Annotated in this window: 25 protein-coding genes and 4 pseudogenes; 19 read left to right on the top strand and 10 right to left on the bottom strand. The window is 56.7% G+C overall.

What is annotated here, in order from left to right:
- Nucleotides 1-33 precede the first annotated feature (33 nt).
- The 3 genes from QO002_RS05550 (at nucleotide 34) to QO002_RS05560 (ending at nucleotide 4,654) form a co-directional block, all read left to right on the top strand.
- Nucleotides 34-369, top strand: a complete 336-nt coding sequence (locus tag QO002_RS05550; protein ID WP_307227490.1) for a hypothetical protein — start codon at nucleotides 34-36, stop codon at nucleotides 367-369.
- Nucleotides 370-670: 301 nt separating this feature from the next.
- Nucleotides 671-3,034 carry a phospholipase D-like domain-containing protein gene (locus QO002_RS05555; RefSeq protein WP_307227492.1) on the top strand — a complete coding sequence of 788 codons (2,364 nt, stop codon included), beginning with the start codon at nucleotides 671-673 and terminating at the stop codon, nucleotides 3,032-3,034.
- Between the two features lie 9 nt (nucleotides 3,035-3,043).
- Nucleotides 3,044-4,654, top strand: a complete 1,611-nt coding sequence (locus QO002_RS05560; protein WP_307227494.1) for a hypothetical protein — start codon at nucleotides 3,044-3,046, stop codon at nucleotides 4,652-4,654.
- A 395-nt stretch (nucleotides 4,655-5,049) separates the two neighbouring features.
- On the opposite strand, the gene QO002_RS05565 is transcribed toward QO002_RS05560, so the two are convergent.
- From QO002_RS05565 to QO002_RS31110, 6 genes and pseudogenes are all read right to left on the bottom strand, one after another.
- The gene (locus tag QO002_RS05565) at nucleotides 5,050-5,547 is read right to left on the bottom strand and encodes a hypothetical protein (RefSeq protein WP_307227496.1); all 498 of its coding nucleotides are present in this window, start codon (nucleotides 5,545-5,547) and stop codon (nucleotides 5,050-5,052) included.
- Nucleotides 5,548-5,960: 413 nt separating this feature from the next.
- Nucleotides 5,961-6,218, bottom strand: a complete 258-nt coding sequence (locus QO002_RS05570) for a hypothetical protein (RefSeq protein WP_307227498.1) — start codon at nucleotides 6,216-6,218, stop codon at nucleotides 5,961-5,963.
- 398 nt (nucleotides 6,219-6,616) lie between these two features.
- Nucleotides 6,617-7,489 (bottom strand): hypothetical protein, encoded by an 873-nt coding sequence (locus QO002_RS05575; protein WP_307227500.1) that lies wholly within the window; start codon nucleotides 7,487-7,489, stop codon nucleotides 6,617-6,619.
- Nucleotides 7,489-8,451, bottom strand: a complete 963-nt coding sequence (locus tag QO002_RS05580) for a nucleotidyl transferase AbiEii/AbiGii toxin family protein (protein ID WP_307227502.1) — start codon at nucleotides 8,449-8,451, stop codon at nucleotides 7,489-7,491. The genes QO002_RS05575 and QO002_RS05580 overlap by 1 nt, the downstream gene beginning before the upstream one ends.
- A gap of 624 nt (nucleotides 8,452-9,075) precedes the next feature.
- A complete protein-coding gene (locus tag QO002_RS05585; protein WP_307227504.1) occupies nucleotides 9,076-9,519 on the bottom strand; it encodes a hypothetical protein in 444 nt (147 codons plus the stop codon).
- Nucleotides 9,520-10,017: 498 nt separating this feature from the next.
- Nucleotides 10,018-10,799: pseudogene (locus QO002_RS31110) on the bottom strand (IS5 family transposase).
- A 362-nt stretch (nucleotides 10,800-11,161) separates the two neighbouring features.
- Here QO002_RS31110 and QO002_RS05600 point away from each other — a divergent pair.
- The 5 genes from QO002_RS05600 (at nucleotide 11,162) to QO002_RS05620 (ending at nucleotide 16,126) form a co-directional block, all read left to right on the top strand.
- Nucleotides 11,162-12,526, top strand: coding sequence for a hypothetical protein (locus QO002_RS05600; protein WP_307227508.1), 1,365 nt, complete (start codon nucleotides 11,162-11,164; stop codon nucleotides 12,524-12,526).
- A 15-nt stretch (nucleotides 12,527-12,541) separates the two neighbouring features.
- Complete coding sequence (locus tag QO002_RS05605; protein WP_307227510.1) at nucleotides 12,542-12,907, top strand: hypothetical protein; 366 nt, start codon at nucleotides 12,542-12,544, stop codon at nucleotides 12,905-12,907.
- A 214-nt stretch (nucleotides 12,908-13,121) separates the two neighbouring features.
- A complete protein-coding gene (locus QO002_RS05610) occupies nucleotides 13,122-15,005 on the top strand; it encodes an AAA family ATPase (RefSeq protein ID WP_307227512.1) in 1,884 nt (627 codons plus the stop codon).
- 2 nt (nucleotides 15,006-15,007) lie between these two features.
- Entirely contained in the window at nucleotides 15,008-15,550 is a 543-nt protein-coding gene (locus QO002_RS05615; protein ID WP_307227514.1) for a hypothetical protein, read from the top strand.
- Nucleotides 15,551-15,823: 273 nt separating this feature from the next.
- Nucleotides 15,824-16,126: a hypothetical protein gene (locus QO002_RS05620; RefSeq protein WP_307227516.1), complete on the top strand. Its 303-nt coding sequence runs from the start codon at nucleotides 15,824-15,826 to the stop codon at nucleotides 16,124-16,126.
- A 457-nt stretch (nucleotides 16,127-16,583) separates the two neighbouring features.
- Here the strand turns inward: QO002_RS05620 and QO002_RS05625 are convergent, their stop codons facing one another.
- Nucleotides 16,584-17,477: a hypothetical protein gene (locus QO002_RS05625; protein ID WP_307227518.1), complete on the bottom strand. Its 894-nt coding sequence runs from the start codon at nucleotides 17,475-17,477 to the stop codon at nucleotides 16,584-16,586.
- Nucleotides 17,478-17,623: 146 nt separating this feature from the next.
- On the opposite strand from QO002_RS05625, the pseudogene QO002_RS05630 reads away from it, so the two are divergent.
- Nucleotides 17,624-18,997: pseudogene (locus tag QO002_RS05630) on the top strand (transposase).
- A gap of 131 nt (nucleotides 18,998-19,128) precedes the next feature.
- Nucleotides 19,129-19,434, top strand: coding sequence for a S16 family serine protease (locus QO002_RS05635; RefSeq protein WP_307227520.1), 306 nt, complete (start codon nucleotides 19,129-19,131; stop codon nucleotides 19,432-19,434).
- Nucleotides 19,435-19,647: 213 nt separating this feature from the next.
- Here QO002_RS05635 and QO002_RS05640 read toward each other — a convergent pair whose 3' ends face one another.
- Entirely contained in the window at nucleotides 19,648-21,615 is a 1,968-nt protein-coding gene (locus tag QO002_RS05640; protein WP_307227522.1) for a hypothetical protein, read from the bottom strand.
- Between the two features lie 194 nt (nucleotides 21,616-21,809).
- Here QO002_RS05640 and QO002_RS05645 point away from each other — a divergent pair, with 194 nt between their 5' ends.
- From QO002_RS05645 to QO002_RS05655, 3 genes are all read left to right on the top strand, one after another.
- The gene (locus tag QO002_RS05645; RefSeq protein ID WP_307227523.1) at nucleotides 21,810-22,283 is read left to right on the top strand and encodes a hypothetical protein; all 474 of its coding nucleotides are present in this window, start codon (nucleotides 21,810-21,812) and stop codon (nucleotides 22,281-22,283) included.
- Nucleotides 22,284-23,173: 890 nt separating this feature from the next.
- Complete coding sequence (locus QO002_RS05650; protein WP_307227525.1) at nucleotides 23,174-23,494, top strand: PepSY domain-containing protein; 321 nt, start codon at nucleotides 23,174-23,176, stop codon at nucleotides 23,492-23,494.
- Nucleotides 23,495-23,527: 33 nt separating this feature from the next.
- A complete protein-coding gene (locus QO002_RS05655) occupies nucleotides 23,528-24,136 on the top strand; it encodes a general stress protein (RefSeq protein ID WP_307227527.1) in 609 nt (202 codons plus the stop codon).
- Nucleotides 24,137-24,194: 58 nt separating this feature from the next.
- Here the strand turns inward: QO002_RS05655 and QO002_RS05660 are convergent, their stop codons facing one another.
- Nucleotides 24,195-24,581, bottom strand: a complete 387-nt coding sequence (locus QO002_RS05660) for a response regulator (protein WP_307227529.1) — start codon at nucleotides 24,579-24,581, stop codon at nucleotides 24,195-24,197.
- 92 nt (nucleotides 24,582-24,673) lie between these two features.
- Here QO002_RS05660 and QO002_RS05665 point away from each other — a divergent pair, with 92 nt between their 5' ends.
- On the top strand, nucleotides 24,674-24,868 hold the full coding sequence (locus QO002_RS05665; RefSeq protein WP_307227531.1) for a response regulator: 195 nt from the start codon (nucleotides 24,674-24,676) through the stop codon (nucleotides 24,866-24,868).
- A complete protein-coding gene (locus QO002_RS05670) occupies nucleotides 24,869-25,063 on the top strand; it encodes a hypothetical protein (RefSeq protein WP_307227533.1) in 195 nt (64 codons plus the stop codon).
- 72 nt (nucleotides 25,064-25,135) lie between these two features.
- Here the strand turns inward: QO002_RS05670 and QO002_RS05675 are convergent, their stop codons facing one another.
- Nucleotides 25,136-25,477 carry a hypothetical protein gene (locus QO002_RS05675; RefSeq protein WP_307227535.1) on the bottom strand — a complete coding sequence of 114 codons (342 nt, stop codon included), beginning with the start codon at nucleotides 25,475-25,477 and terminating at the stop codon, nucleotides 25,136-25,138.
- Nucleotides 25,478-25,666: 189 nt separating this feature from the next.
- Between QO002_RS05675 and QO002_RS05680 the strand changes: the two are divergent.
- From QO002_RS05680 to QO002_RS05690, 4 genes and pseudogenes are all read left to right on the top strand, one after another.
- A pseudogene (locus tag QO002_RS05680) lies at nucleotides 25,667-25,862 on the top strand (hypothetical protein); the annotation flags it as partial.
- A 76-nt stretch (nucleotides 25,863-25,938) separates the two neighbouring features.
- Entirely contained in the window at nucleotides 25,939-26,211 is a 273-nt protein-coding gene (locus QO002_RS05685; protein ID WP_307227537.1) for a hypothetical protein, read from the top strand.
- A gap of 130 nt (nucleotides 26,212-26,341) precedes the next feature.
- Complete coding sequence (locus QO002_RS30870; RefSeq protein ID WP_370878456.1) at nucleotides 26,342-26,644, top strand: DUF982 domain-containing protein; 303 nt, start codon at nucleotides 26,342-26,344, stop codon at nucleotides 26,642-26,644.
- A pseudogene (locus QO002_RS05690) lies at nucleotides 26,601-26,795 on the top strand (ATP-binding protein); the annotation flags it as partial. The gene QO002_RS30870 and the pseudogene QO002_RS05690, both read left to right, overlap by 44 nt.
- Nucleotides 26,796-26,943 lie beyond the last annotated feature (148 nt).

A 26,943-nucleotide genomic window follows, 5' to 3' on the forward strand; every position in this document is an offset into this window, starting at 1 on the left:
TACGTCAGGCTAATCAAAGGATCGCCAGAGGGAATGGAAGGCGACGATCGGTGGTTCTATTACGGTGATGACGAAGTCACCGGCCGGCCCGCAGGCATCTACTTGGTCCAGTTCAAGGGAGGCAGGGTACGATACTTCGCCTATGCGGGTGATCTCGAAGAGATTCACGGTATATCGATTGGCACACCCATTGGGGTCGTTGAAGGCTTACTGGGAAAGCCTTCACGTGTCGACTACACGACCGACAAGCTCACACAGATGTATTCCTACAATGATCTGAACGCGATGTTCACCTTCTTCAATGGGCCGGTGGAAACACTTGGCGTCTTCGACCCGGGATCGGGACCGATGAAATTTGCCGATGAATAGGATTGAGGGGCCGTCGCGATCAACCGTTGTCGTCTGGGGTAGAACCTCCGAAATCCAGTTCGGCGGCAAATATGCCGTGAAGGCGTAGAGTACATTAACGTCGATTATTCCCTCAAGGGCTTGATCGGCCTAGAACAAATTGGCCTGTATTCGCCCCAGGCCTTCCCGGATACGACAATAAGTTATATACCGCGAGCGGGAGACGTCTGGGGGTGGGGGAGTATTGGCAGAGCATTCATTTTCGCCGCGCGATCTATTGGCGTCGCACCCTTGGTCGTCCGTCTTCTTCACGACGTACTCATTGAGCCTCTCGTTTCTTGAAGCGATCCCGCTGGCGGCCGTCAACAAGAGCTATCGCAATTTCACAGTTGTCACGGATGTTGCGGGATATCGCTCGTCGCTGGCCGATGTCGGCGCGGTCGGCATCGGTCGGGATTACGATCTGGTTGCCGTGAAGTGCGCGACAGGGGTCTTTCACCCGAAAATTGGATTATTCGCTGACAAGGACGGCGAGGTGAGAGCTACCGTAGGGTCAGGAAATCTTACCTTTGGCGGCTGGGGTTACAACAACGAGGTCTTGGAGGTTCTTCGGCCCGGGCGAGATTCCTCGTGTTTTTCAGGTCTCGCCGATCTGATCGAGGCAATTCAACGGGCGGCTCGGCCTAACGGGTTTCTCGAATGCCTACGAACACCCGACCTCCATAGCTACGCATCTTTGGCTCGCAAGGCGTCACTCGTAGCGGGTGCCGGGACGGGCCGCCTATTGCACACTATGGCGGGTCCGCTGACTTTGCAGATCGCGGCGCTTGTTGAGGAACTGGGCGGCGCTGAAGACATGACGGTGGTCTCGCCCTTCTTCTCGGCCCACAACGGTGTCGCAGCATTGGCCGAAGCTATAGGGTGTCAGAACGTCAGCGTAGCTGTTCCGCCGCGAGCGCCGTCGGTCTTCGACTTCACGGCGGCATCTGCGGTCGGGTTGAACGCCCGCCCCGTTTCGTGCGACGAATTCAACGATGGGCGATCCCTGCACTCGAAGGTATTTGATATCGGCTGCCGGCGCGGACGCCTGATCGTTAGCGGAAGTGCAAACGCGACGATCCAGGCGTTGGGGACGGCAAACGTCGAGGCTGTCGTCGCGCGCATCCATGACCGCGCGCCGTTGTTCGGTTGGACACTGGCCAGTGCGCAGCGGTGCGAAACTACGGGCGAGGAGGCCCCGCACGAAGAGGAGCGCGCCTCGCTTTCCGTAGACTACGACAGCGGTGCGATCCGGGGACGCGTCATGGGAAGCGGAAGTCACTCCGGAACCTGGACCGTCGCATTGGCTTGGGGCGCGCGCAGAGAAGCCGCGCCGGACGTACTTGTCGATGAAGATGGATATTTCGCGTTCAGGCCGCCTCCGGCGTTCGATCCGGCCCGGGTAGCTTCATCGGTTCAGGTGATCCTGTCTCGAGAGACGGCAGAGATACGCGGCTGGCTCATTCTTCGCGGCTTCATTGACGCGATGAACAGACGCGGTCCTATTGCGAGATCGATCAGAAGGATGATCGCGGGGCTGGAAACTCTCAACGACCTTACGGCGATCATGGACTATGTGTCGAAAGACCCACGAGCCTTTATCGAGGCAGCGGAGCGCACGGGCGGCGGCCGCGCTGACCGCGAACAGTCGCTCGGCCTGAATGTCAGCCGTGCGTTCGGGGGCGGCGACGCGTTGTTGTTATCCGAGGGGAACAACAAAGGATCGGGTGTTGTCAGCAGCGGCGACGAACTGATCGACGCCCTCGTACGCATGCTCGCGACGACGCTTCCCGCCGCGAATGACGATAGCGGGGATGATGCAGAAGAGGATGATATTTCTCCGTCGGCAGCGCCCGAGAAGCGCGGTTCAAGCACGGAACCGAACGGCGGCGGACCGCCCAAAAGGGTGAAGCCGAAGGTCATCGATCTGGCCTTCAATCGCCTTTTTGAAACACTTACGCAAGTTGCGCCGGGGCCAGCCCGCGTGCCTGGTCTCTTCCTGATCTTCGATATGATCGCTAAAATCGCCCCGCGTAGCTCTCTCGGCGACGAATTGGTCCCTCGATTGTTGATGAAATGGCTACACGCAGCTGCGGGATCGAAACCCGTTGACGTCGATTTCTCCGGTCTGGATGAGTGTGTGGTCGTGACGGTGTGCAGGCTGGCTATCGGCGATCCTGCCAAGGCCCAGGATATGCATGCTTTCCTTCAAGGATGGAACGGAGGAGATGTCACTGAAGAGTTTACTGTGCTGTGCGAACCTATCGCTGGGCGGCTAAACGAGGAGGCTATCGCGCCGGGAACGACGCAAGCCCAATGGACTGAGGTCTGGGCGGCGATCCTTGGGACAAAAACCCCCTGGAACAGGATGAACGATCTCCGAAAGGCCTTGGAAATCAAGGATGGGCCGTATGAACTTCCAGAGGGCGCGACTTCCGATGAGGAAGCCGCGATAGCTCGTTATTCGGCAAGGCAAGGGAGGCTTGATCGCATGTACTGGTCAACAACCAAGTTCGAAGACAAGCCGGGTTGTCCTCGATGCGGCTTCCGCTTCCCAGGTGTCAAGGCAACGAAGTTCAGGCGCACGCGGATCGCAACGTGTGAAAACTTCACCTGCGGTCGTGTCGTCATAGACGTATCTCTTTAGGAGCGTGCGATGAAACTTGCCGAAATAGACAAAATGATGGACGAGGCGAGGGGCGTTCGGGTCGTTTCCAATCTGACGGTCGAGGAAAGCGGTGTTGATCCAATTGGCCTTAGGCAAATCAACCTCGACCTCATGGATCACGTTGCCCCTGGGATCAACAACGTCACTCAGCACGTGAGATATTATACGTTCATGGCCTGGGCGGCGTGGAAGGCCTCCAGCCAGGCGCAGTTGGAAGGGGTCGACGATCCCAAGATCATCAGTGACCTTATGGAGAGATACGAGGCCTACTATGCCTGGTCACATCTTCTGGACGGCCGACAATTCCGGGGAGCAGTGCCGCTGAAGCAGACCATCGCTCGAACGCCTGAAGGCCAGTCATTCCATTTCGAAGGCAAGATTTGGGATGACTACAAGCGGACCCGTACAAACATCATGGCCCCGACGGAATATGGTCCCTCGATCAAAGCGCTGCGCTACCTTCGCCTCGACGAAAGCGTGGTGCCGGACCAGGTGATGCCTGCCGTCATGGAATTCGAGGTGCGCGTGCAGAAGGTGTTGCCGCCGCATCTGTTTGCAGTCACGCCGCCCTCGGTCAGCGCTTCAGAGATTGCGGATTTCGCAAAGGAACTCGCCGTTGACAAGCCGTCGGACGTGGAGCAGCGGGTCTTCCGCGTGATGTTTCATTCGCTTGGATCGGCTGAAAGCGCGTCATCAGCAATGCGGAGACGCAAGGCAACCATCGACTATCTGATGGGAGTCCTGAAAGAGATCGGGCCATCGACAGAGGACGAAATCCGCAGGCGTTTCGTCGAGAACAGGTTGCCAGTCAATTTCGAAGGTAATGTCGAGGACGTCACTCATTCGGCGATCATGCTGTCATTTTTACAGGCGCGACAGCTTCAGAGGCTTGCCACGGAGGCAATGTTGCTCTGGACGGAGCGCGTTCTATCGGAGGACAGCGACGGCGGGCTCTCGCGTCCTGTCCCCACAGAGGAACTCGTCGGGCGAGCCGACGAAGCCGCTGCCAACCTCGACGATGCCTATAGCGGAGCCACGACCGTCGGTGACTATCTCAGGTCGATCGAGCTATCAGGTCGGTCGACGGGCTGGCCCGCGAGCGCCGCGCAGAGCGGGACTGCTGTTGTCGATCTGATGAATGCCCTGCGCGAGGCGCAACGGAGAGATATCACCCGTGTTCCTGGCCTCGCGGCCCGTAGCCTCGCAGTCGTCAAAGCGATCAACGATGCGCTCTCGCTAACCGAAATTCCCCAGACTCTGCGGAGGGTTTTGGACGGGCGGCCGGACCGATTGCCAATGGACCTGATGTCGAAACGGCTTCAAGCAATCTCGGATCGGCCCCGCGCATCCATGTGGGCCGAAGTCATAGAGGCCTGGGTTATTGGACAGCACGTCCACTGGTCGGCCGTACGAGGCGGCGATGGAAAGCAACGGCTGCGCATCGGTCTCGAAGGCGCTGGCTGGATGCGGGTGAGAAAGCGCGCGACCGGAAATTTCGTCCCGACGCCGGATCGTCTGTACACAATGCTCGCCCTGTCGGCGTCCTGCGGGATCATTCGCCGAATCGACGAAGATCGCTTCGCTGCTCAGAACGCCTGATATGGTTCACGTACAAGGACGGAAGTTTAGTTGGGGGAAACGCATGATGCCGTCAGGCTCAGGCAATGGGACTTTCGGACTTATAAGGCGGACTGAGCGGCTGGTGCCGACTATCGCGATCCTGGCGACATTCATTTGCTTCTCCACCGTGCCGGCCAGTTGCTTCCGGAACGTCGGTCAGCGTTCAGGACGCGGTGATCAGGATCGAGGGACTCATTACTGAAGAGGTGGCAAAGAGCTTCGCGGCCGTCATCAAAAGCCGTTCCTCACTGGCCTCACATTTGTGTGGTGGTCGCGTCGGGCGCGATTAACCTGCAACTGATGACGCTTGGGGAGCACGACTGTCACGAACGAGAAAACCCCCGGATGTCGGTCAAGACATCCGGGGGCAAGACTTAGAGGCGTTCTTCGGCCCATGCCTGCGTGGCGGGGCCGAGGCGCTTAGCTGCCCAGGCTGCGAGGCGAAGCGGATAAGCCACCATGCGGCGCACTTCTTCGTCATCATCTACGCCGCTAAGAGAGACGTAGATGATGCGCCAGTCCTCATCTGCAGCCGCATATTCCGCCTTGCCGATTGCATCGAAGCGAGCGACGGCCTTAGGCGGGAGGTACAGCTTGGCCACGACCGTGAGCTTGTCGTCACGCTTGACCACGAGCAACAGGAAGTCCGCACGCAGGTTCAGGCTCCGCACGAGCGGAGTGAAGACGTTCCACGTCGCGGCGCGAAGACCTTCCACGAAGTACGCGCGCCATGTACCCGGGTGGGCTGCCTGCTCACATTCGAGCTGGTGCTGGAGGAACCGTGACACCTCGAACTTTTTCGGGCTGTCGTAGGTCAGATTCCAGTTGATTTTCGCCTTAGGCTGCGGCGTAGGCACGTTGGTGTTCGACATTGTCGAGACCCTTTCGTTTGACGGCAGAACGAGTGCCGATGCTCGATCCGCGAACACAATATTCACGGCATATGAGCGCCAGGTTCGTCTTTGTCTTAGCCATGAGGTCTCTCCTTTACCCACCAATTTGTCCGTTGCTCATACGCGGCAATCGTGAATCGAAATCTTACGGAATCATTAAAATTCTATTGAAGTGTTGTTTTCTGGTGGTCCTAGACGATTTCGGTCCAGTGCGAGCCACCGCGGTCATCTGACTGAAGGAAGCCCCGCCAATATTGACGGGGCCAAGGAGCAGCCAGGTGGTTAAGCCGCCATCGCGAGCTCGGCGATAAAGGCATCCAGGTGCTGCTGGGCCTCGGCCTGTGCAGCTTCCAAAGCCTGCTTTGCCGTCGTCATGACGGCGTAGGCGTTAATTAGGTCCGGGTGATGCAGCTCGTCACCGAGCCGACGGTGACGCCCGCAGGAAATACTGACGAGACCGCGAGCGGTCCTGGCTTGCGGACTTTGTTGGGCGTCACGAGATATCCATCGTCGTCTACAGAGAGACAGCTACCACCGAGATCACGGTCTTTGTTTGCGAGGTTGTGGAGCTGCATCGCCAGCATGAGAGTCGCGAAACGCGTGAGATCAGGTGCAGTAGGTTCCGAGCCGTAGCGGAGTTCGTGAGACATATTATCGTCCTTCCATCGGATCGAAACGGCATCCGGAGGCCGAGTAGCAAGCTGTCGTGCTACGTATTGCCTGGCTACGTGTTTCGATCGTCGACATGGGACGCTCCGTTGTTCTATCGGCTTCTATCGCGACTTTCGGAATCAAACCCTTGCACCGATTCATCCAATTTTAGGTATCTGAAAGAAACGTCTGGCGATGGACGGTGTCCTTGAGTAAAGCGACGACACGCGACTTCACGCCCTGATATTTTTGGTCGAATTTTCAGAACCGCACTTCATCGGGAATGGGTGGCGAGAAACCATGGCCTGACAGGCCCCGCCCCGATCGCTTGAGCGGGCGGCTACTTCTCTTTCCCTATTGTCCCGATGTTGTTTTCGCCGGCGGCGCAACCTCAAGTTCATGGCCTTCGACGAGGAAGAGGCAGGTCGCGGAGGACTACGAGCGCTTCGGAGCCGCATGATCCGCCACGCGCCGCGTCTTCGAGGCCGAGCCATCCCCAGGCATCGACAATGCTGGACACGAGGTCGATGACTGCAGCGGATGGATGTTCGTTTAGCTCCGCCCTGAATTGCCGCACCACGCGATCGTGGACTTCGAGCGTCGCCAGCGGAGCGCCGTCAGGATCGCGGACGCTGTAGACATGCCGATCCGCCTTTCCGAGTAGCCAGTCATAGCCGCCATGCCCTATGAAATGACGCATGCCGCTGCCCTCTTTTCGGAGCGCCAACGGTGACAAGAGTTCGACGAGGATATGACTGGCTCCGAGGTCGGCTACTAAGGCCTCGTCGTCGGGACCAAGCGCGACGTCGGCGACTTTTCGCGCCTGGAACCCCTTGTTCGCCTCGTGCACAAGGCGCTGAAGACTACCGCATTTCATGATCTTCTTGGGATAGCCGTCAGGGCCAAGGTTGCCGAGCCACGCATGCCCCTCTGTCTGGGCGTTTTGTAGCCAATCAAAGACATGTCGGACAGGGGCGCTATTCCAACCGACCCAGAGTTGGGCCCGGCGCGACCATTTCCGTCGGACGAAATCGCCTCCTTGTTCGGGCCAGCCGTCAATCCTTTGCCATTCCTCGCCGCCGTGTTGCTCGATCACGTGGAGCCACTCGGGGTCGATTGCATCCTGTCGGAGCCAATGTGCGTAGAAGACGCGCACCAGACTGCACTCGACGAGGTGCCGGACAGGGTAGAATATCCGTCCGGGGACATCGAGTTCAAAGACCAATTCTCGGCGAGCGATTGCGTATTCCGGATTGTCATACTTGCTCATCAAGCGGCTCCCGCAGGCTTCAGTCGGGGGTCGTATCCGCGGCTGGCAAGAATGCGATCGAGGTGCATAGGCTCGTACACGTCATTAGACCTGACGTGGCGGGTGACCTTCGCGCAGAGCTGTGCGTGCAGATCGGTCCACATGGCATTGATGTCGATGAGCACCTGGAACATCGAGCGCCCGTATCGACGAGTCTCCGGAAGCTTGTTCCAGGCCTGCTCGCGCAGCGCCAGCGACGTCCATCGCAGCGTGTCAGGCATCGCTACGCAGCAGGCGAGTGTCATCCCCCTATGACGGGCAACGCGGGTGATCTCCTCTGCGATGCAAGCGGCGTCGAGGTTGGCGACGTCGGCGAGCAGGAACAAGTCCGACAGGTGTTTGACCCTGAAATCCGTCGGCGACTGGGTAAGTACCGCGAGCCATTTCTCCGCCCCGACGGTGAAGAGTGGCACTGTTTTGATGCGGAGCAGATCGATGCCGTCCACGAACGAGGGCAATACTGAATCAATGATGACCGGCGGCAGGGCGTGTGGTCTCCGGGCCAGCGTGAGGTCGATGTGCGTGTTCGCGCCGACGCCGCCGACTTTGCCACGCACTTTGTAGCGTGTGACCGGGTCGCCGTAGCCGACGTCCATTTCCTGAGCCTCGGGAGACAGGAATTCGAGCGTGATTCCTCGTGTTTCGAGGAGCCGGGCGATGACATTGAACCCATTCTGAATCTCGAGGTTGCCGTACCGACGGATCGTCAAGAGATCAGCGTCATCGGTCTCGCGCAGCGTCTGGGGAAACAGGCTGCCGCCTTTCAAGACGATCGGAGCCGGCCCCATGCCGTAGCGCCAGACGGACAGGATCGCGTCGCCTAGAACACGTGCCGCCGCCTTCTCGATGTCGAGGCCGTTAAGGCGCACGGCTTTCTTGAGCTTGCTGTCTATGCTTTCAAATACGCCGGATACTCTTGCCATGATCGTCCCCTCAGACTGTCGTTAAGGGGATCGTGGCCGCCGGCGATGCAAGGAACGACATCACTACGCGATTTTGCCGTCCGGCGATTCCGAAATAGGAAGTAATGGGGAGAGGACAGCCAAATCCGACAGGTTCAAGACGGCTTGCATGCGGAGTTGGGGACGGCCGATTGGGAAGCGCCGGAGACCAAAGGAACAACGTCCTGGACATCCAGACGTCGTACACGTCTACGAACCTGACGTTCTGCCATTCGGAGCGAGTAGCCGCGCGAGACCAAATAATTGATTGCCATGAGTTCCAGACCGTCCGAGCGGCGGACGTCTTTCTCGGAGCCGAGTTGCTCCGCCGTGTGCCGATACACGGCAAGCGCCGCTGCTAATGCAGTGTCTACGGCATCCGCCTCCGGGCGCTTCTGCCCACGCAGGCGATCTCGATAGCGCTCCTGCGCACACCTCTGCACTTCGTTTTCCGCATTTCTCGCTCTCGGCATGACCCGATCCCCCATCACTACGGTATCACTACGCGAGGATAATCAGTGCCGACGACGCAAGAAACAAAAGCTCCGCCGTGATCGACGAGGCTTTACAAATTAGAAATGGGACGCGGATGTCCCATCCTTGATTTTAGATGATTGACCGTAATTTGCGTACCCTCTCGCCAGCGGTCATCGGCGGATACGATACGTACTTCGGTTTGAGCCGCCGGTCACGGCACTGGCCCCGGATAGCCATTGGCGCACCGATCTGAACGTCGTATACCTCGCGCAACACTTCCATGATCCGTTCGGCTCCCGGGCCGTTCTCGTGGAGGATCATCATCGCGGCGTCCGCAAGTGCCTGCCTGGTCGTGTCCGCAGTGCGGATCACGGTCTTTCGTTCTTCCTCGGACGCGGCGATCCTCGCCCGGCGGTCACGTGCCTGCTGTGTTCTATGGGCCCGGAGTTCGGCGTCCGACATGCTGGAAACATCGGCTCGTTGAGGACGCCCGAGGTTCGCCTTCACCTGCGGTGCTTGCAGTGGTTCGTTAATCAGTTCGCGCAGCATCGCGACATCAAGTCTCTCCGCCATATACAGCTCCTCGTGTACGGAATTAAGTATATCGTGCGTGCCGGCGCTTCCTTCGTCAAGAAAAATACAAGTATTTCTATCGATAGAAGTTACATGTAGTTTTGTGTTTTTCTTGTCATGTGTTCGGCAGATTTAAAACTACCTGTATTTCCTGATTTGATCGCGCTAGCTAGGAGGCTCCGCCGCTCCGCCGGACGTGAAACCGGGCTCCAAAGGGCCGTTGAAATCGGAAACCCATAGGCTTTGCGATCCGAACCCCGGAGGGACCAGGTCAGTTATCCCCGTTGCTTCCGCGTATCTGTCTTCTTCGGTTGTTACCACAAGCGCTGCACCGCTTCGGGTGAGGAATAACAAAAATAAGCGAAGCGGTTTTTTTAAAACAGGCGGAGTTCGGGGAAACGAAAGCAGACAATGAGAACCCTGAATCCAGAGGTCAGGCTATCTATATAGAGGGTTTTCTATATCCCCATGCAATTCTGTTGATTTCATCAGACGGCACTAGGTTCTGTTGACAAAGTAGGGTAGCCAAATCTTTGCGGCAGCCAACGCGAGGAAGGCTTCAAAGGAAGCTCTGGTCTTATCGTATCTGGTGGCGATCCTGCGAAACTGCTTGAGACGATTAAACATCCGCTCGATACGATTGCGATCCTTGTATGCTCGGTAGTCACAGGCAGGCGGGTTCTTCCGGTTCGCTTTTGGCGGAATAACGGGACGGATGCCGCGCATCAAAAGCTCTTCCCGGATAGAGTCGCCGTCATACCCCTTATCTGCCAGGAATAGCCTGGGCTTGTTGACTGGCATGGCCAACAGAGCCGGAACGGCATTGTAGTCCGAGGTCTCGCCACCCGTCAGGATAAAGCCAAGAGGGCGTCCCTGACCGTCCGCTCTGGCATGGATTTTTGTCGTAAAGCCGCCGCGTGATCGACCAAAAGCCTCCTTATGAGTCCCCCTTTAGCGCCCGCTGCCTGCGAATGGCCGCGAACTGTGGTGCTATCGATCATGTGCTGCCAGTCGTCAGTCAGGCCAAGGCCGACCAATGTTTCCAGAAGGGCATCCCAAACGCCGTGCTCAGCCCATCGCCGGAAACGGACATAGACCGAATTCCATTTGCCGTATCGTTCGTGCATATCCCGCCAAGGGCATCCGACGCGCAGAACGTGCAGCATCCCGTTTAGAAAGCGCCGATTATCATGGGCAGGACGGGATTTTCGTCCGCGCTCCGCAGGCAAAAGCCCTTCAATAATCCGCCATTCGACATCCGAAAGATCGCCACGAGCCAAAGCAGCCTCCTAAAAGACAGCGTTGAATCATGCTTCAGGTGATTTGCAAACCCACTTTGTCAACAGGACCTAGGTCAAGCTATGGGTTTTATTGTGCACGATTGTCGAAAGGAAAAGTCTGCTGCAACCTGGGTGACAGGTAATCGTTAAGGGGACTTGGGTTTTATATAAGAAGAATGTCTCTATCGCCATGCAATTGTGCTGACGTGACCATGAACCCCTAAGAAAAGGTAGAGATTTTATTGTGCATCATTGTCTGATTATCGAATGTATTTGTGAAATAAATCAGAAACGAGCACAAATGTACTTGTGCCGATCACCGCCGGCAGTCAGCATAGTGATGAAGAGACGGGAACAAGAACGTGGCACTCTCAACATTGCATTTCAAATCCGACGGCACTGAAGTCATTCAGGCGTCGCAGCTGACCGGAAAAGACATTCGTCGAGGCAAGGACCGCCGCGGCTTCCGGGCTGGAGACTTTGAGAAGGAAACCTCCTCTGAGCGCCACCTGCTCGACAATCCGCAAGTTGAGCGCGTCCGTAACCTCGTCGAGACGCTTGGCGTTGTTGGCGCTGACAGGCTGACGGCGCAAGACATCGCGGTCCACGAATACCTCATCGCATGGGCGCGACGAGAAGGTATCCAAAAGCCAAAGCAAAAGGTAGAGCTTGGGCGCTTGCTCGACTATCTCGGCATCACCAAACCGGAACGGGTTTGGCAGAGCCTTGAGCGCTTGATGGCGACGTTGGTCAAATATCGGATTGTCGATCCAAGCACGTCGAAACGGGCAATCAAGCCTCTGATCGAACAGGTCGCGATGTCGACTAATCGCCTGACCTCCAGAACCGTCATCGACTACTCGATCCCCGGCGTCATCCGAGACACGATCCTGCAATCTCGGTCGTGGGCGTGGCTCGACATCAACGCCTTCCCGAAGTTCGCAACGAAGTACACGGGGCGGATTTACCCAAAACTGGCATTGATGGCCGGCTACGACTACCGGGTCCGTAAGCCATGGACGCCGACTATCGAGGAGCTGGCGCAGTTCATAGGGTATTCGGAAGCCGGTGAAGATATTCACGTCGGAAGCTTCCTCAGAGCCATCGATAAGGTTCTCGTCGACCTGGAAGAGCACGTGGATCGATTCAAGGTCACATGCGTAAAGCCGAGACGGGGAGCGGGCCGCGGAGGGCGGAGAGAAGGCACCTTCTTTTTCCAGACGACGACCGCATCGAAGGGCCTGTATGAACACCAGCCTGCTGTCCTCGGTCCGACACAGATCAACCGCATCGAGTTCCGGCAGCAATCTCCCTTGGCATCGCGAGAACACCCGGAGACGAGGTGGTTCGCCCAGGCACAAATGATGACCAGGATCGATGCGGACGAGCTTTCCGATCGCTGGAGAATGAACGTCGCCGATGCCCGTCTACACCCGGAGCGACGCTTCGGGGCCCTGACAGGTGCTCTTCTGACATCGGTCCTCAACGACGAAGGAGTGCGTCAGGCATTCCGCATGTGGATCAACATGTGCGTAGTGTTCGGCGGCGACGTCGTCGAATTGCCTGTAGTCAGCGACGACACTCCGAGAGTTGCGCGGGGCACCATAGCCAAGACATGGATCGAGGAAGAAGTCTGGTACTCCGACGACTACGACGAAGAAGACGAGCGCGAAGACCTACGGACCGGCGGCGATTTCGCCCACCTGCCGTACCGCGAAGAATACTAATTGGAAGGGAACCCTATGGAAACGGTCAAACAGAAATTCATGCGCCTCTACGCTGGCCAAATTCGCATTCACAACCTGGAGCACATGCGCTCGTTTCCGCTTATCGGGTATTGCAGTATCGACATGGTCGGCGGCCACGCCCTCAAGGGCTGCATCGGTGGTGATCGTTACGACCTACTGGCCGACGCACTGACGCGGCTTCGTGAAATGGACGCAGAGATCATCCGGCGGCGGCTCTATCTTCGGCTCATTACCTTCCTTTCGAAGATGGACCTCGGCGGGCTTGAGGGCGAGTGCATTAGCATCCTTCGGATGCCGAGACCTGAAGGTGCGAAGGTGCCAAAACCCGTCCTGCAACACAACTCTCTTCTGCATATCTGACGATCGCAGTCCGTTAACCTTGCGATCGGTCTCTGGCATACGCCGAGGAAAATACCCGGGTGCCGCGTTGACAGCCTGGTTCGCACGCGGCATGGTTGCGGAAGTTGACGCCGAAGGACTTGAATAAGCCATGACGCACCGCTTGCAAATACCACGGATAGTTGCCTGACCCCCAGTCCGGGGTCGCTTCCGTGGGTTTGCAAGGGGTCAGAAAATGGCTGAAGAAAAGCCTTCATTCGAGCGTCGTATCGCTGATCATCATATTCAGCGCCATCTCCGTAGCTACCGCCGTGCCAAGGCGTGCTTCCTCGTAGTTGTTCTGCCGGCAGGGGTGTCCTCGCTCGTCTGGAAGGACGCTGCACTCGCGTGGTCGACCAACGGCGACAAGACTCGTTGGAGTTTCAAAGACCCGGTAGTGGTAGCAACGGACAAAGCGCTCACTGACCTTGGCGTCGCGCGCGACCGTATTGTTGTTTTGATTGAAAGCGACGACCGTGATGAGTTCCTTGCGAACACCACGATCGCCGCGGCGGACGCTGTCATTGAGATTACCAGCATCGACCCGAAGCTTCTTCAGTTGTCATATCGCGAGGTGACTGGCGGCAATCTATCCCATGCAGACGCCACCATTCTCGCCGCGCTGCCTGCACCGCGTCGCCGCTTGGTGTCCTTGTCCGGCCGTCCCGCGGCAGCGGCGGTCGCGCGTCTTGCCGCGGCACAGGAAAACGAAGACGCCGCCAAATCCGTCGATACGGCCTCGGCGAAAAAGAAGACGCCAGCACGACCGCTCGGGGACCTCCACGGTTATGGCGACGCGAAGCAATGGGGTCTCGAACTTGCCCGCGATCTCTCTGACTACCGTGAGGGCAAAATCCAGTGGTCGGACGTAGACAACGGATTGCTCCTTTCCGGGCCACCTGGGACGGGTAAGACAACCTTCGCGAAGGCTCTCGCAGAGACGTGCGGTGTTGGCCTCGTGAAAGGGTCTTACGCTACCTGGCTGGGGACCGGAGACGGTCACCAAGGCGACTTCCTCAAATCTATGCGTGAAGCTTTCGATCTCGCTCGCAAGCTTGCGCCCTGCGTGCTTTTGATCGACGAGATCGACAATTTTACGCAGCGCGGCAGCGGCAGCAATAAACGCTATGACGATTGGATGCGCGGTATCGTAAACGGGCTTCTGGAGCTTCTGGATGGCGCGACGCCGCGCGACGGTGTCGTAGTTGTGGGAGCATGCAACGACGCGTCCGTCATTGACCATGCGCTCCGTCGTCCGGGTCGTCTTGATCGTCATATCGAAATCGGTCTTCCGGATGCGGGCGCGCGCATGCATATCCTTCGCCAACATCTTGGTGTCGACCTCGATCTCCGCGCATACCTGCGTCGCACCGAGGGGTTGTCGGGTGCCGATCTCGAGCTCGTGGCCCGCGATGCCCGTCGCCTTGCGCGCCGTGAACGCACCGAAATTGAACATCGCCACCTCGCCGAGGCGCTACCGGTGCGTTTGCGCCGGACGCTTGAAAACATGCGTCTGCTTGCCCGTCACGAGATCGGACATGCAATCGTTGGCACCGTCCTCGGGGCCGGGCATCTCGTGGCCGTCGACATCTCTCAAGAGTACGATCCGAACGGCGGAGCGTCTGTTGCCGGAGCGGCGGTCTTCCGCCTCGATCCCCTCGAACATCGCACAGCTACATCGCACGCTGACACCCTCTGCACCAAATTTGGCGGCATGGCAGCCGAACGTATGTACTACAGCGTTCACGGCGAAGGCTCCATCTCAGACCTGGAGGAAGCGACAGCGCTCGCCACATACATGATCGCGTCCGTCGCCATGGGCGATACGCTGTCGTCTTCTGGTCTTCGCGATCCCCAAGCTTTGGCGCAAGCGCGGACGATGGAGCCGGTGTTGGCGCGTGCTGTCGAAGAGCTGCTCCAACAGCAAGCTGCTCGTGCGCGCAAGATCGTCGAAACCCATCGCGATGTCATCGACGAACTCGTTGAACTCCTCATCGTGCGCGGCCGCCTGAGCGGCTTGAAGATCATCGAAACGATCCGTGCCTATGAAGCAGGTAAGACGTTGACGGAGGCGGTATGACCGTGGCTTTCGTCAAAAAATTCTATACCTCGGACACCCATTTCCTCCATGAGCGCCTGCTCGGCATGCAGCCGCGTCCATTCGAGACGATCGAGGAGCACGACGATACGATCATCGATCGCTGGAATGCCGTCGTCGGGGATGCGGACCACGTCTATCATCTCGGCGACTTCGCATTCGGCCTCGCCAAGCACGCCGAGCGTGTCCGGGAGATTTTCGACCGCCTGAACGGCCGCAAGTACTTGATCATCGGGAACCACGACGTCAACAAGCGCGGGGACCTGCATCCCGCCCTGGCGGACCTAGACTGGGCGGCTCGGCCAGAACACGGGCTACGGACGAAGGATGGCGGCCGTGACCTATGGCTTTCCCATTACGCTGCGCGCACCTGGCCAAGTAGCGGTTACGGGGCCATCCACTTCTACGGGCACTCGCACGGAAAGCTGTCTGGCGTCGGGCGATCTCGTGACGTCGGCGTGGACATGCCCGACGTCGATTTTACCCCGCGCACGTTCGCGGAACTCACGAAAGGGATGGTCGAATGACCAGCGATGACCTCAACTGCATCTGCGGCTCTATCATCCGCCCCACGGCATCCGTATCGGTTCCCGAACACTGGCCCACGGCACACATCGCATTGGAACCCTTCCGCGACCTCAAACGGATGTTGGAGCCTTCATCATCAACCGGAATTCGAACCAACGGCGGTTTCGTTTTAGGGATCGGCGCTGTGCCTGATCTCACGCGGACGGACGGGCTGATGCGCATCGCGGGTATCATCGAAGCGGCACAGTCGTCCGTGTTACTTGGTAGCACTGATGCGCTTGGAGAACGATCTCGCAATCCGCCGTCAAGCCGGAGATATTCTCCCCGACGACGTTGCACTCGGCGTTGGCGTTGGCTGGCACTGTTTGGTTGGCAAGCCTCGCTTAGAAATTCGTGACGTCACAGACGAAAAGACAATTGTCCGTCAGATCAAGGAGCGCCGCGATCGACGCTCGATTTTTACGGACGCAACGTGCAGTTTCCAGGCCGACATGCAGCGTGTGGTCAATATTGCGAGTTCTGCGACCGAGACGCCGGCGTCGATCTACGAATGTGCGGATGTGACGGATGGCTGATGGCGGCTGACTGAACCATTCGAATCGTCACTGCGAGTTTGGACTTTTCTGGCCTGAGACCACACATCCAACTCTCCCTGTTGTGGGAAAGTAAAATACAGTTCGAACAAAGTCAGGTTTATCAATCGAAGCACGCTTTACGTGAGATTCTCGGGACCGTTATATTGTCCAGTATCGAAAGCAGTAGGACGGCGGTAGTCAGGGCGATCTGGACATTTCGGCCGAGCCCAGTCGGGAAATGCCGCACCTACACCCTTGTCAGGTACAATGGCAACACTCGGACGGCTAGGCCATACTTTCGCAGCCAAGCGTCTTCGATGAGTAATGGTCCCTGCAACCGAGACTGTAATCCGTACCGGGAGTTAATTGGCTGAGGCGGTTTAGGCTGCCACATGCTCTAATGTGCCAGCATGACGCCTTTCGGGCCCAAGCAGTCATGGGCTTCGCAATTCACCAGCTACGTTGAGATAACCAAGTGACGAGCGAAATGCACGAAGCTGAGCAGCATTTCGCCGATTTTTTTGCAAGTCACCCAAACGGCAATTAAGACAGCGATCACGCCGTTAAACCATGCGAATGACAACAAAGCACCTGACAGAGCCATAATGAGGGCATCGATCGCACCGACGGGGTCGACGGCCCAACTTGATCCCCATGATAAGGCACCCAACGACGACGCAACGACAATGAACTGCTCCGAAACGTAGAAGCACATCACGCCAAGCAGCAAGCAAATTGCGCTATATATTGCCAAGGACACAATGACGCTGAGCGAGACAAACGCATGCCACGTCATACTATATATCCACTGCCACGCCAGATGTCGCATTGGCAGAATAAGGTCTGCGGCCATTGAATCGAACGCCTCTTCGTAGTGGGCGCTATTCATCTTGTACGCTTCTGTGTCATCTAAAGCGAGTTGGCCAATTCTAAGTATTTGCCCTGGCAAATGAGCAATATTCCACAGCACTATGCGTGAGTAGCGCATAGCTCGGAACAGCATAAATGACAGGATCATAAAAAAAATAGGGAAGATTGCCTCAACGTGAAGCTTGAGCTTCACTACAGGTAGTTCAATGTCAGCGTCTGGGTGACGAAGCGCCTCTCCAAAGATCAAAATGGTGAGCGGCAAGACAAGGACGAGCACATGCAATGCATTCCTCGTGCGACCATGATGATATAAGATGGTGCCTTCTGCCGATGGCGATCCACCCTCGCCATCATTGAAGGTCGTTGCGTTGGCCTCCGCGTAGGCTGCCACCACTCTCGGCTTTGGGTCGGCCTGTCGAGCCGATTGGAGTTGAGGCTGCATATTGCTGAGCACCAAATTACCGAAACCTAAAATAAGCACTAAACTTTCATGTTGTCTAGGCACAGCGACATGTCGCTCCAACAAGTTGAGTGACCGCTTCTGGCGGATACTGTTGAAAAACTAACCGTTGTCGGCATTGGGATGTCATGATTCAATCGTCGCATTGATTTGCGGGGGATTGAGTGATGATGGGATGCCAGACAGCTCCAGCGCAGCTCTTCTACGACTTCTGCCTTGATGATCACGTTCCTGCCGACCACATGCTGCGCGGGATCGACCGCCATCTCGAACTCGACAGCGTACGAGCGCACTTGAAGCCTTTCTACAGCGCCACGGGTCGCCCCTCGATTGATCCCGAGCTTATGATGCGAATGCTGATCATCGGCTATTCCATGGGCATTCGCTCGGAGCGACGGCTTTGCGAAGAGGTCCACCTCAATCTCGCCTATCGCTGGTTCTGCCGCCTCGGTCTGGACGGCAAGGTCCCTGATCACTCAAGCTTCTCGAAGAACCGCCATGGCCGGTTCCGGCAAAGCGACATCCTGCGGCATATGTTCGAAACGGTAGTGGAGCGCTGCCTCTCTCAAGGGTTGGTTGGTACGGAAGGATTTGCAGTCGATGCCAGCTTGATCGCGGCGGATGCAAACAAGCAGCGCTCGGTACCAGGATCGGAATGGGAAGCCAAAGAAGATGCGGGACGCTCGGTACAGGAATATCTGGCTGTTCTCGATGATGCTGCTTTCGGCGCTGCCTCGCCGGTCACGCCGAAGTTCATCTCCTCGTCGATCCGGCCGCCCAATGGACCGGTGCCCACAAAGGCCACGCCTTCTTCGCCTATGCGACCAACTATCTGATCGATACAGACCACGGCGTCATTCTGGATGTGGAGGCGACACGGGCGATCCGCCAGGCGGAGGTCGGTGCATCCCGCACAATGCTCGGCAGGACCGAGAACCGCTTCGGCTTGCGGCCCGATTACCTCGCGGCCGACAGTGCCTACGGTTCTGCCGACAACCTCGCCTGGTTGGTCAACGAGAAGGAGATCGCGCCGCACATTCCGGTCTTCGACAAGTCGAAGCGGACGGATGGCACCTTCTCGCGTTCCGACTTCACCTGGGAAGCCGAGAAGGAGCAATACCTTTGCCCTGCCGGAAAGGAGCTGAAACAATTCCAACGCACTTACGACCCACCCAGATCGGGGATCACGGCCGAGGGAACCCGGCTTTATCGTGCCAGCAAGAAGGACTGTGATCAGTGTGAACTGAAGCCTCGATGCTGCCCGAACATGCCTATGCGCAAAGTACCGCGCGATCTCAACGAGGATGCACGCGATGTCGCCCGAGCGATTGCCAAGACACCGGAGTATGAGCAGTCACGGCATCGTCGAAAGAAGGTCGAAATGCTCTTCGCTCACCTCAAGCGCATACTACGGATGGCACGTTTAAGGCTTCGAGGGCCGTGTGGTGCGCGAATTCCTGCTTGCCGCAACCGCACAGAACCTGAGGAGGCTGGCCAAACTCAGGCCTCAGATGCCGCCATGCGGTGCCATCGCCGCTTGAGGGCGGCATCGACCGATACCCTGCGCTAAGGCGTGGGCAGATCGCAGCATAGTGCACCGCCCAAAAGACCGAAAAGGGCGTGTGAGCGGATAATCCGTCGAGTTTTTCAACGATATCGGCGCTTTTGGGCCATGACCGTCGGGTCTAATTCTGCGGCAAAAGAGGCCGCAAAAATTGGAGTTGATTATTTTAAGGCGAACATTGGGCGTATAAACACCAGCGCTCGCGTTGGCGAACACGACTATCACCTTCATCTCGTTGAGCTTCAGACCAATGGCGCACTTACATCTGTGACAATGGCAGCGTTTGTCGCTTTGTGTTCGGCAATAACTCAAAAACCAATACAATCTCAGATGGTGGTTCTAGGAAACATGAGCCTTGGTGGAAATGTGAAATCGGTTCGAAAATCTCGCAGACAGCTTGCAAATGGCGTTTGATGCAGGTGGCAAGTAAATCCTGCTCCCCATGGCCAGTGTGAAAGACATTACGACAGTGCCGGGCGAGTTGTTCGCAAAATTTCAAACTTCGTTTTATTCCGATCCAATTGATGCAGTTTTTAGGGCTGTCGGCCTTAGTAGATTAACCTCAAACGATCAAACGCAATGAAGTGCGAGAGAGGCCTTGTCGCGACGACAAGGCCTTCCTGACCGTCATTGAGTTGCGGCCGACTTCGACAGCGTCTCGTTCAATTTGAGCGTTGTCAGACGCTCAACGATTTCTGACGGATCGCTTGGCAAGGTCCAGGCCGCTGCCAAAACCTCTGGCTTCGAGTCCAGTCGCGCCTTTTTAGCCAAGGCGGAAAAGATGGCAGGTTTCGCATGATCTTCTTGCACTTTCGATGCAAGCACTAGCAAGCGGTCAGGATCGAGCTTCATAAACGAGGATGGGTCCCGCATCATAATCGCTGCAAGAACTTCCCCTCGTTCGGAAATCAACTTGTCTAAATTCGCCAAGGATTGTTTTGACAGCCCGGTTACGTCGGGTACTGTCCATGCGTCGAAATAGCCTCCATTCGCAATGGCGGCATCTACGACCTCGACAGGGTTTCCAACCCCCTTTTCAAGCGAAGTTTTCAGCAATTGCGTGTATATCCCCCCATCAAAGCGCCCAGCGGCTTTCACCTCGGCGAAGGTTTGTTCGAACTTGCCGTGATAAAGAGTCGAGTAAAGGATGTCGTACAGGTTTTCCTTCCAGGCAGGTGAAGTTCTGAGGATTTTCAAAACCGCCTCTAGGGTACCACCATCCCCACCTTGGGCCGCCGCACCAGCAATATTCGTGAGCATGGCGGGTGATGCATAGCCGCTGCTTGCGGGGAGGCACGCCGTGGCCAAAGGCACCATGAGATCGAAACGCTCGGCAGAACGTAGCAACCCGGGCGCGATTTCACAAACGCGCTGCCTGTCGGCATACACGAGATCGACCAGCGCACTTTCATTCTTTGCACCTGACACGATTTCACGAACTGTTTGGGCGATGCGTTGATTTTCCGGATCGCTCAGCGGAAGCGTTTTGTCGAGCAAGCCCTCTACAACAGCCTTCTTTTCTTTGCCTTCGAGGGCGAATTCAAGCACAGGTCTTGGATTGGCGCGCAGGGTTTCGGGAGAAGCTCCTTCCAGGACGGAGAGTCGTTCTTCCGTCGAAAATGCTTTCATGCCGCTGGCGATCAGCTTGACTGTGACTTTCGACCGTTCGTCCTCATCCTGCGCAAGTTTGAAGGCAGCGACGCGTTCCTTTTCACCGACACCCGCAAAGCCAGCCAACGCGTCAACGCGATCCTCGCCTTGCGCGAAGCCAATGAGTTCCTCAACGATCGCAACCGGCGGGTTCGTCTCATATCCGTTTGAAAGCCCGCGCATGGCGATGCTAGCGAGCAGCGGCTGTTGATCACCCCCGGCGTCTTTGACAACCCTCAGAGCAAGGACTGAGTGATCACGCAGGTTGAGCTCTGAGATCAGCTTCACCCGCATATCGTCCGCACCATTGGGATTTGCGGCGATCGCCGGCCACTTCAGGACATTCTCGTAGAGCACGGTCAATTCGTGTTCGTTGTAGGCGGAGGCGGCGCTGTTGAGAAATTCGCCCACGAGTTTCGGATAGACCGCATTTGTCTTCTCGGATATCGATGGAACGCCAATTTTTTTGGCGATCATGCCCAAGATTTCATCAACATCCGTATCAAGTCCCGATAGCTTCAGTTTCACGATAGCGTTGCCGACCCCATCGACCGTCTTCTTTTCATCGACAGCAAGCATCTTAGTGATGTTTGCCTTGATCAATTTCATGGTGCAGTCGGCGTTTTTCAAGGCAAGGCATACGCCTGGGCTGTCCTTGAGTTCAACGATCTGCTGTTTGAGTTCCGCAGCGGTGAGGCCGCCGATTTTTTCACTCGATGCGATCTTCAAAGCGGCCTGAGTGGACTTGAATTGGCTGGTGATGCTGTCGAGTTTCTTCTCCGCGCTCGAATAGGCCTGGTAGCGATCCCATTCGCCTTTGGTGCTTGCCCCTTGTATCTCCGCCGCAGCATCCACGAACAGCGCGGTTGCGTCCTTTTCAGGATCGCTGCACGAGGCCAGGCCGGCCAGTAAAGCGCCAAACAATGCTAATCGTATTGCATCCATAGGTGGTCCCCTCTGCCCCATAAAAAACAGAATTAGGTAACACGAAAATTTGAACGCTGGTACGGGGCCCCGCGATCCGACGGCGAGAAAACTCACGGCATCAGCTGGTTCCCTTCTGCGATGGTGCGCGCTTAGGCGATCAGTCGCTCATCAGGGCGACGAAGGAGATTCGCGCAAAACGGACCGGAAGAGTGGTGTCCGATGATGTTGACGCTTTTGCGCAGGTCAAGACACCCCAGAAATACAAGCCGCGCGAGCGTGCAGAACTGGGACTGGTCTTCGACACTCTCGACTTGCCATCGGGTGAGTTCCTGCTGGCCGCCCAGGCCTGGCAACTCTGCCGGCGTGGCGAGGACGACCCCAATCGCTTTGGCATCTTCGATGAAGGCGGCTTCTGGTTCATCGCCTCAAATATGATCCGTGACCTCGCTAGCCTGAACAAGGTCGAGATGCTGCCGTGGGACGACTGGGGGGCGATGCCATCCCCAGACGCGGAGATCAGCACCGAGGAACTGCGACGCTTCGATCACTTGGCGGAGGTCCTGCTCGACCCCGACCGTCATGGGGAAGAGCTCCGTTTACTCTATGGCGCTCCAGGGTTCGGCATGCCTGGAGAGGTCTTCAATGCTGTCAGGCAGGTTCGTGAGACGGTTTCGGTCGCGCAGTAGGACTCAAAAGCTCGTCGGCTGAAGTTCTGCATGCTCGGGTACTATGCGACCGCAAATACCAGTGACGGCTGCAAAATTCGGTCGCTCGGCCCGAGCTTTTGCGGCAATTTAACGACGGACTACTCAAACCATATCGGGAAACGCCAAGACGTTTGCGAAAGTTAGGATGTTCCCGACAAGTCCTTGACCATAAGTATCCATTGGCCCTCATCTGATTCCGGGAAAGGACGAAATGGGCATCTGGCCAAGTCCGATTTACTACAAAGGATGGCTGCGTCCCAACCTCTTTGCCGGGTAATCGCAGTAGCTAGTCATCGCGACAAAGAAAGGCCGCCAGAATGACAGCAAGAGATGTTCTAGCGGTCTTGGCGACAATCATATTTTTGGTTTGCCTGCTTTTAATTTACAACGCGTTCCACCGGTCGGTTTCGATAAGTGGCGCTGGATTACCTGCTTTTACAGATCAGGTTGAATGAGCCAGCTACCTATTCTGCATATGGCAGACCGGCCCTCCAAAGAGACAGCAGAAACAAAAAGCAGGCTATTCGTCGTCCTCGGAGATAATTGGACCCCCTTTTTCCGGTGAATTCTGGACGTAGAATGAACACCGAGCTGTCCGGCCTCACCGCGGAGGATTGCTGGCATGGACATCCTACCTTGCAACCGTAAGCCACGCGCCGCGAAACATGAAAAGCGCGGTAACGTTGCTGAGGGCGATCTCATATTCTCGCCACGCCATCCAAGGACACCTACTCGGTTCGCCTGCCGCTAATGTACAGGTTTCATTGAACTTTCAGGCCACCCAACCAATTCTGCGGTCGGAACAAATCGGCCCCTCGTCGGTTCTCTTCCCAAGGATCATTTGCGATCCAGGACAGGAGAGAGCCCCCATGAAGAGTTTGTTTATCACCGCAGCGGCAATCGCATTTTCGGCAACTTCGGTGTTGGCGCAGACCGCGACGCCAACGCCGAACCCTGAAGGCGATACGCCGGCAGTCGCAACACCTTCCGATCAGAACCCTACCGCGCCAGTTGAAGGCGCGAACAGCTTCACCGAGGCCCAAGCCAAGGATCGGATCGTCGAAGCCGGTTATGCCGATGTCACGGAACTAAAGCTCGACGACAAGGGCGTTTGGCAGGGAAAGGCAACCAAGGACGGCAAGCCAGTCGCCGTCTCGCTCGATTATCAGGGCAACATTGTCGCGAACTAATCACATCCAAAAAACACACCAAGGAGAAACACCATGACAAAGACAGTAACCGGACTTTTCGATCATTATTCTGATGCCACTTCCGCAGTCGCGGAGCTGAAGGCAACGGGCATTTCGGACAGCGACATCAGCATCGTCTCGAAGAATGCCGACGGCCGCTATAAGGACGGGGACAGCGATGCAGCCGAAGACGCTGGCACTGGCGCTGGGATAGGTGCCGCCGTCGGCGGTGTGGGAGGCCTACTCACGGGTTTGGGCCTCATGGCCATCCCTGGCGTTGGTCCGGTCGTCGCCGCAGGTTGGTTGGCCGCGACTGCGGCTGGAGCCGTGGCAGGCGCTGTGGTCGGCGGAGCTGCTGGCGGCCTGATCGGTGCGTTGACGGAATCCGGCGTGGATGAGCGAGACGCGCATGTATATGCGGAAGGTGTGCGTCGTGGCGGCACGCTCGTGACTGCCAAGGTTGACGAGTCGCGTGCGGCGGAAGCTGAAGCCATTCTTCAGCGATCGAACTGGGTCGACCTTTCGACGCGCCGCACGGCGTATGAGCGTGAAGGTTGGACTGCATTCGACGATGCGGCTAATCCGTACTCGCAGGCCGAAATCGAGGCCGAGCGCAACAGGTATGCAAACCGCGGTCTGTAATTCAGGACTTTACGGGGTCGTGCACGCACGGCCCCGTAAATCCAACGACCTATTTTCCCTACCCGACATTCAGTTCGTCTAATCGGTGGACCGACTTCGTTAGGTTGGAAATCAATTCAACCATCCGAGAGGGGTCGCCGGGTTTTGAATACCAGACACCTTCCAGAAAAACAGCATCGTCCACCGAGTCAGGCGTGCGGCCAGAATACACAATGAACGGAACTCCCCGTCTATTCAGCAGAGAGGCCACGCCGGCCGAATTACCGTCTTTTAGACTGACGTCTATTACCGCGGCCAAAGGCGTATGGCTCTCCAGCCACGTCAGAGCGTCAACGCAAGTCGAAACGATCAATACGTCAGAGTAGCCTCCAGCTAGGAAGCTACATTCGATGTCGAGGGAGATAAACGGCTCGTCTTCTAAGATGAGGATCGTATCAATGCACATTTGTCACTCGATGTAGTGGAATGAGACGGAAAGCGAAAAGCAAATAATTACGCGCAGTTGGAACACATTGCCGCGCCATAGATTAGTGAAACATGGATAGTGAAACCTTCGAAACCTTGCCTGGACCGATTGCTCTCGTTGTGGACGACGAGCCGCTAGTCCGTATGGACACTGCGGATATCATCGCAGAGGCGGGTTTTCATGTTATCGAAGCTGCGACGGCGGACGAAGCGTTCGAGTTCCTGAAAAAGCACAACTCGCTAAGGCTGCTGTTTACCGATATCTAGATGCCTCGCGACATGGACGGCGTAGCGCTGGCCAAGTACGTCGGCGAACACTGGCCCCATATTTTTGTGGTGGTCGCGTCCGGCGCGATTAAGCCCGCACCTGATGATCTGCCCGACACAGCGCGGTTTCTAAGCAAGCCACTCGACCAGCGTCTGGTCCTTGAAACGCTTCGGGAGCATTGTGCCGTTAAGTGAATGTAGCGTGCCGAGGCTGGCCGATAATAACAACGGCCAGACGAGGCAGCGTCCACACTTCCTAGCGGTACGTTATGAATGGGAATTCCGCATGCAACTCAGGTAGATGCCCTGTTTCATGGCATCTACGAACTGCTGCCTTTGGGCAAGAGTGTTTCCAATAGACGCTTGAAAAGCCGATTCAATAATGTATTCGATAGTATTTACGGTTGAAGGCTTGTTGCTGTGTCCTTCGTTAACAAGTTCTCCGTACCAGTAATTTCTTATTTGTTCAGGAGATTTCCCCTTTTGCCTTTCGATCATTATAGATTCGGCAACTAAAGACATCCCTTTACATGCGTCTTGAATATCTGCAAAAGACATGGTGCTGGATAGAAGCAGAAAGCTACCTGCCGTGAATATCTTCCGGATCATTCGCTACCTTCCATACCTTGCGCGTCTGGTTGGGCAGACTTGGGCGATGTGACGATAGATAGACTGCCGTTGGGGAACCCGCTTGCTCTTGGATGCCAAAGATTTGCCAGGTGATGCCAACGGGGGCTGGCGCTTTGCCGATACCGTTCTGTAGCCACTGGCCGATAATGACAATTACCAGTCAGGGGAGGTTTGGGCATTATGGCCATCCCGGGTGCTGGTCCGGCCGTTGCCGCAGGTTGGTTGGCCGCAACTGCGGCTGGAGCCGTGGCAGGCGCTGTTGTCGGCGGAGCTGCTGGCGGTCTGATCGGTGGATTGACGGAGTCCGGCGTCGATGAGCGAGACGCACATGTTTTATGCGGAAGGCGTGCGGCGTGGTGGTACTAAGTTGTCGACCTTCCGAAAGCGACTTTCGATAGCCGTACGTTGTTACGAGAACTGTTGAACCAATGGAGGCAACAATGCTGCGCCTTGTTCCAACGCTTGCGGCGATTTTAGTGCTGTGCGGGTTTTCTATTGTTTCCTCGCCTGCGGTGGCACAGGACAATCCGCCAATTCAGGTAACCTCCGGGATTGAGTATCAGTTTCTGGAGCGTTGGGATGTCGATCGGCTGAATCAGATACTGAAAGTCGATACGCCAAAGTTTGCTGGAATTCCCGTATCGTACAGTCCAGCGAGCAATGCAGTGCGGCTTTATCGCGTGGGCCCAGGATATGGCAGCCCTGATCATTGAACTTTACCGTCAGGGCGTTCAAAACGTTCAGGCGCTTCGCCGACTTATTGGAGGGTCGGAGCATATTTAGAGTGACGGATGAGGAACACGTCCCGGCGATCGTTGGTAAGCGATTTTCGGGGAGGCTGACATGCAAATTGCAAAAACAAGGAACCCGACAGACGTCAAATGGTTGAACCCTGTGCACCTGCAAATTCAGGGGTGTCCTCGGGCGCGAATAGACGGTCCAGCCCAAGCTCCGGTCTATTTGACACAGCAATGGCCGTCGCATTTCGGATACGAGCATGAACACGCAAGAACTAAATATATGTCTGCTATGGCGGGAAGACTGGATGCGGAGCAAGCCCGTAAGGCTTTTGTGGCCGCGGCCGTTAAGGCGAACGTAATTGGCAACGCTTATCACCGCGCAGCTCCCCGTCGCCAAGTGGCATGACATGATCGGAGAACCGACCATCGCAGACGCAATCCTCGATCGGATCATCCACAATGCGCACCGCATTGCCCTTGAAGGCGACAGCATGCGACGGCAAAAAACACCATCCCACTTGACCGGCGCTGAAAACGGCGAAATCAATCGCTCATGACTTCAACCAGGCAGGCGAAAATCGACCACACCATGCTGTCCCGGACTTAGTGTAACGACTGTCCGCGATTTAGTGAAACGACTGTCCCGTTCTTCCGAAATACGCAGGTCGGCGTGCGGCCAGTATTCGGGACACCCTGATCAAGCAG

Source organism: Pararhizobium capsulatum DSM 1112, assembly GCF_030814475.1.
Classification (GTDB): Bacteria; Pseudomonadota; Alphaproteobacteria; order Rhizobiales; family Rhizobiaceae; genus Pararhizobium; species Pararhizobium capsulatum.

What these genes read in the sequence shown, in the direction of transcription:
- QO002_RS05565 (WP_307227496.1), bottom strand. Translation starts at nt 5,547, where the DNA reads ATGTCGAACACCAACGTGCCTACGCCGCAGCCTAAGGCGAAAATCAAC.
- QO002_RS05610 (WP_307227512.1), top strand. Translation starts at nt 13,122, where the DNA reads ATGGCTGAAGAAAAGCCTTCATTCGAGCGTCGTATCGCTGATCATCAT.
- QO002_RS05670 (WP_307227533.1), top strand. Translation starts at nt 24,869, where the DNA reads ATGCCTCGCGACATGGACGGCGTAGCGCTGGCCAAGTACGTCGGCGAA.
- QO002_RS05560 (WP_307227494.1), top strand. Translation starts at nt 3,044, where the DNA reads ATGAAACTTGCCGAAATAGACAAAATGATGGACGAGGCGAGGGGCGTT.
- QO002_RS05665 (WP_307227531.1), top strand. Translation starts at nt 24,674, where the DNA reads ATGGATAGTGAAACCTTCGAAACCTTGCCTGGACCGATTGCTCTCGTT.
- QO002_RS05620 (WP_307227516.1), top strand. Translation starts at nt 15,824, where the DNA reads ATGCGCTTGGAGAACGATCTCGCAATCCGCCGTCAAGCCGGAGATATT.
- QO002_RS05550 (WP_307227490.1), top strand. Translation starts at nt 34, where the DNA reads ATGGAAGGCGACGATCGGTGGTTCTATTACGGTGATGACGAAGTCACC.
- QO002_RS05675 (WP_307227535.1), bottom strand. Translation starts at nt 25,477, where the DNA reads ATGATCCGGAAGATATTCACGGCAGGTAGCTTTCTGCTTCTATCCAGC.
- QO002_RS05650 (WP_307227525.1), top strand. Translation starts at nt 23,174, where the DNA reads ATGAAGAGTTTGTTTATCACCGCAGCGGCAATCGCATTTTCGGCAACT.
- QO002_RS05655 (WP_307227527.1), top strand. Translation starts at nt 23,528, where the DNA reads ATGACAAAGACAGTAACCGGACTTTTCGATCATTATTCTGATGCCACT.
- QO002_RS05580 (WP_307227502.1), bottom strand. Translation starts at nt 8,451, where the DNA reads ATGGCAAGAGTATCCGGCGTATTTGAAAGCATAGACAGCAAGCTCAAG.
- QO002_RS05660 (WP_307227529.1), bottom strand. Translation starts at nt 24,581, where the DNA reads ATGTGCATTGATACGATCCTCATCTTAGAAGACGAGCCGTTTATCTCC.
- QO002_RS05640 (WP_307227522.1), bottom strand. Translation starts at nt 21,615, where the DNA reads ATGGATGCAATACGATTAGCATTGTTTGGCGCTTTACTGGCCGGCCTG.
- QO002_RS05570 (WP_307227498.1), bottom strand. Translation starts at nt 6,218, where the DNA reads ATGTCTCACGAACTCCGCTACGGCTCGGAACCTACTGCACCTGATCTC.
- QO002_RS05575 (WP_307227500.1), bottom strand. Translation starts at nt 7,489, where the DNA reads ATGAGCAAGTATGACAATCCGGAATACGCAATCGCTCGCCGAGAATTG.
- QO002_RS05585 (WP_307227504.1), bottom strand. Translation starts at nt 9,519, where the DNA reads ATGGCGGAGAGACTTGATGTCGCGATGCTGCGCGAACTGATTAACGAA.
- QO002_RS05635 (WP_307227520.1), top strand. Translation starts at nt 19,129, where the DNA reads ATGACCGTCGGGTCTAATTCTGCGGCAAAAGAGGCCGCAAAAATTGGA.
- QO002_RS05605 (WP_307227510.1), top strand. Translation starts at nt 12,542, where the DNA reads ATGGAAACGGTCAAACAGAAATTCATGCGCCTCTACGCTGGCCAAATT.
- QO002_RS30870 (WP_370878456.1), top strand. Translation starts at nt 26,342, where the DNA reads ATGCAAATTGCAAAAACAAGGAACCCGACAGACGTCAAATGGTTGAAC.
- QO002_RS05685 (WP_307227537.1), top strand. Translation starts at nt 25,939, where the DNA reads ATGCTGCGCCTTGTTCCAACGCTTGCGGCGATTTTAGTGCTGTGCGGG.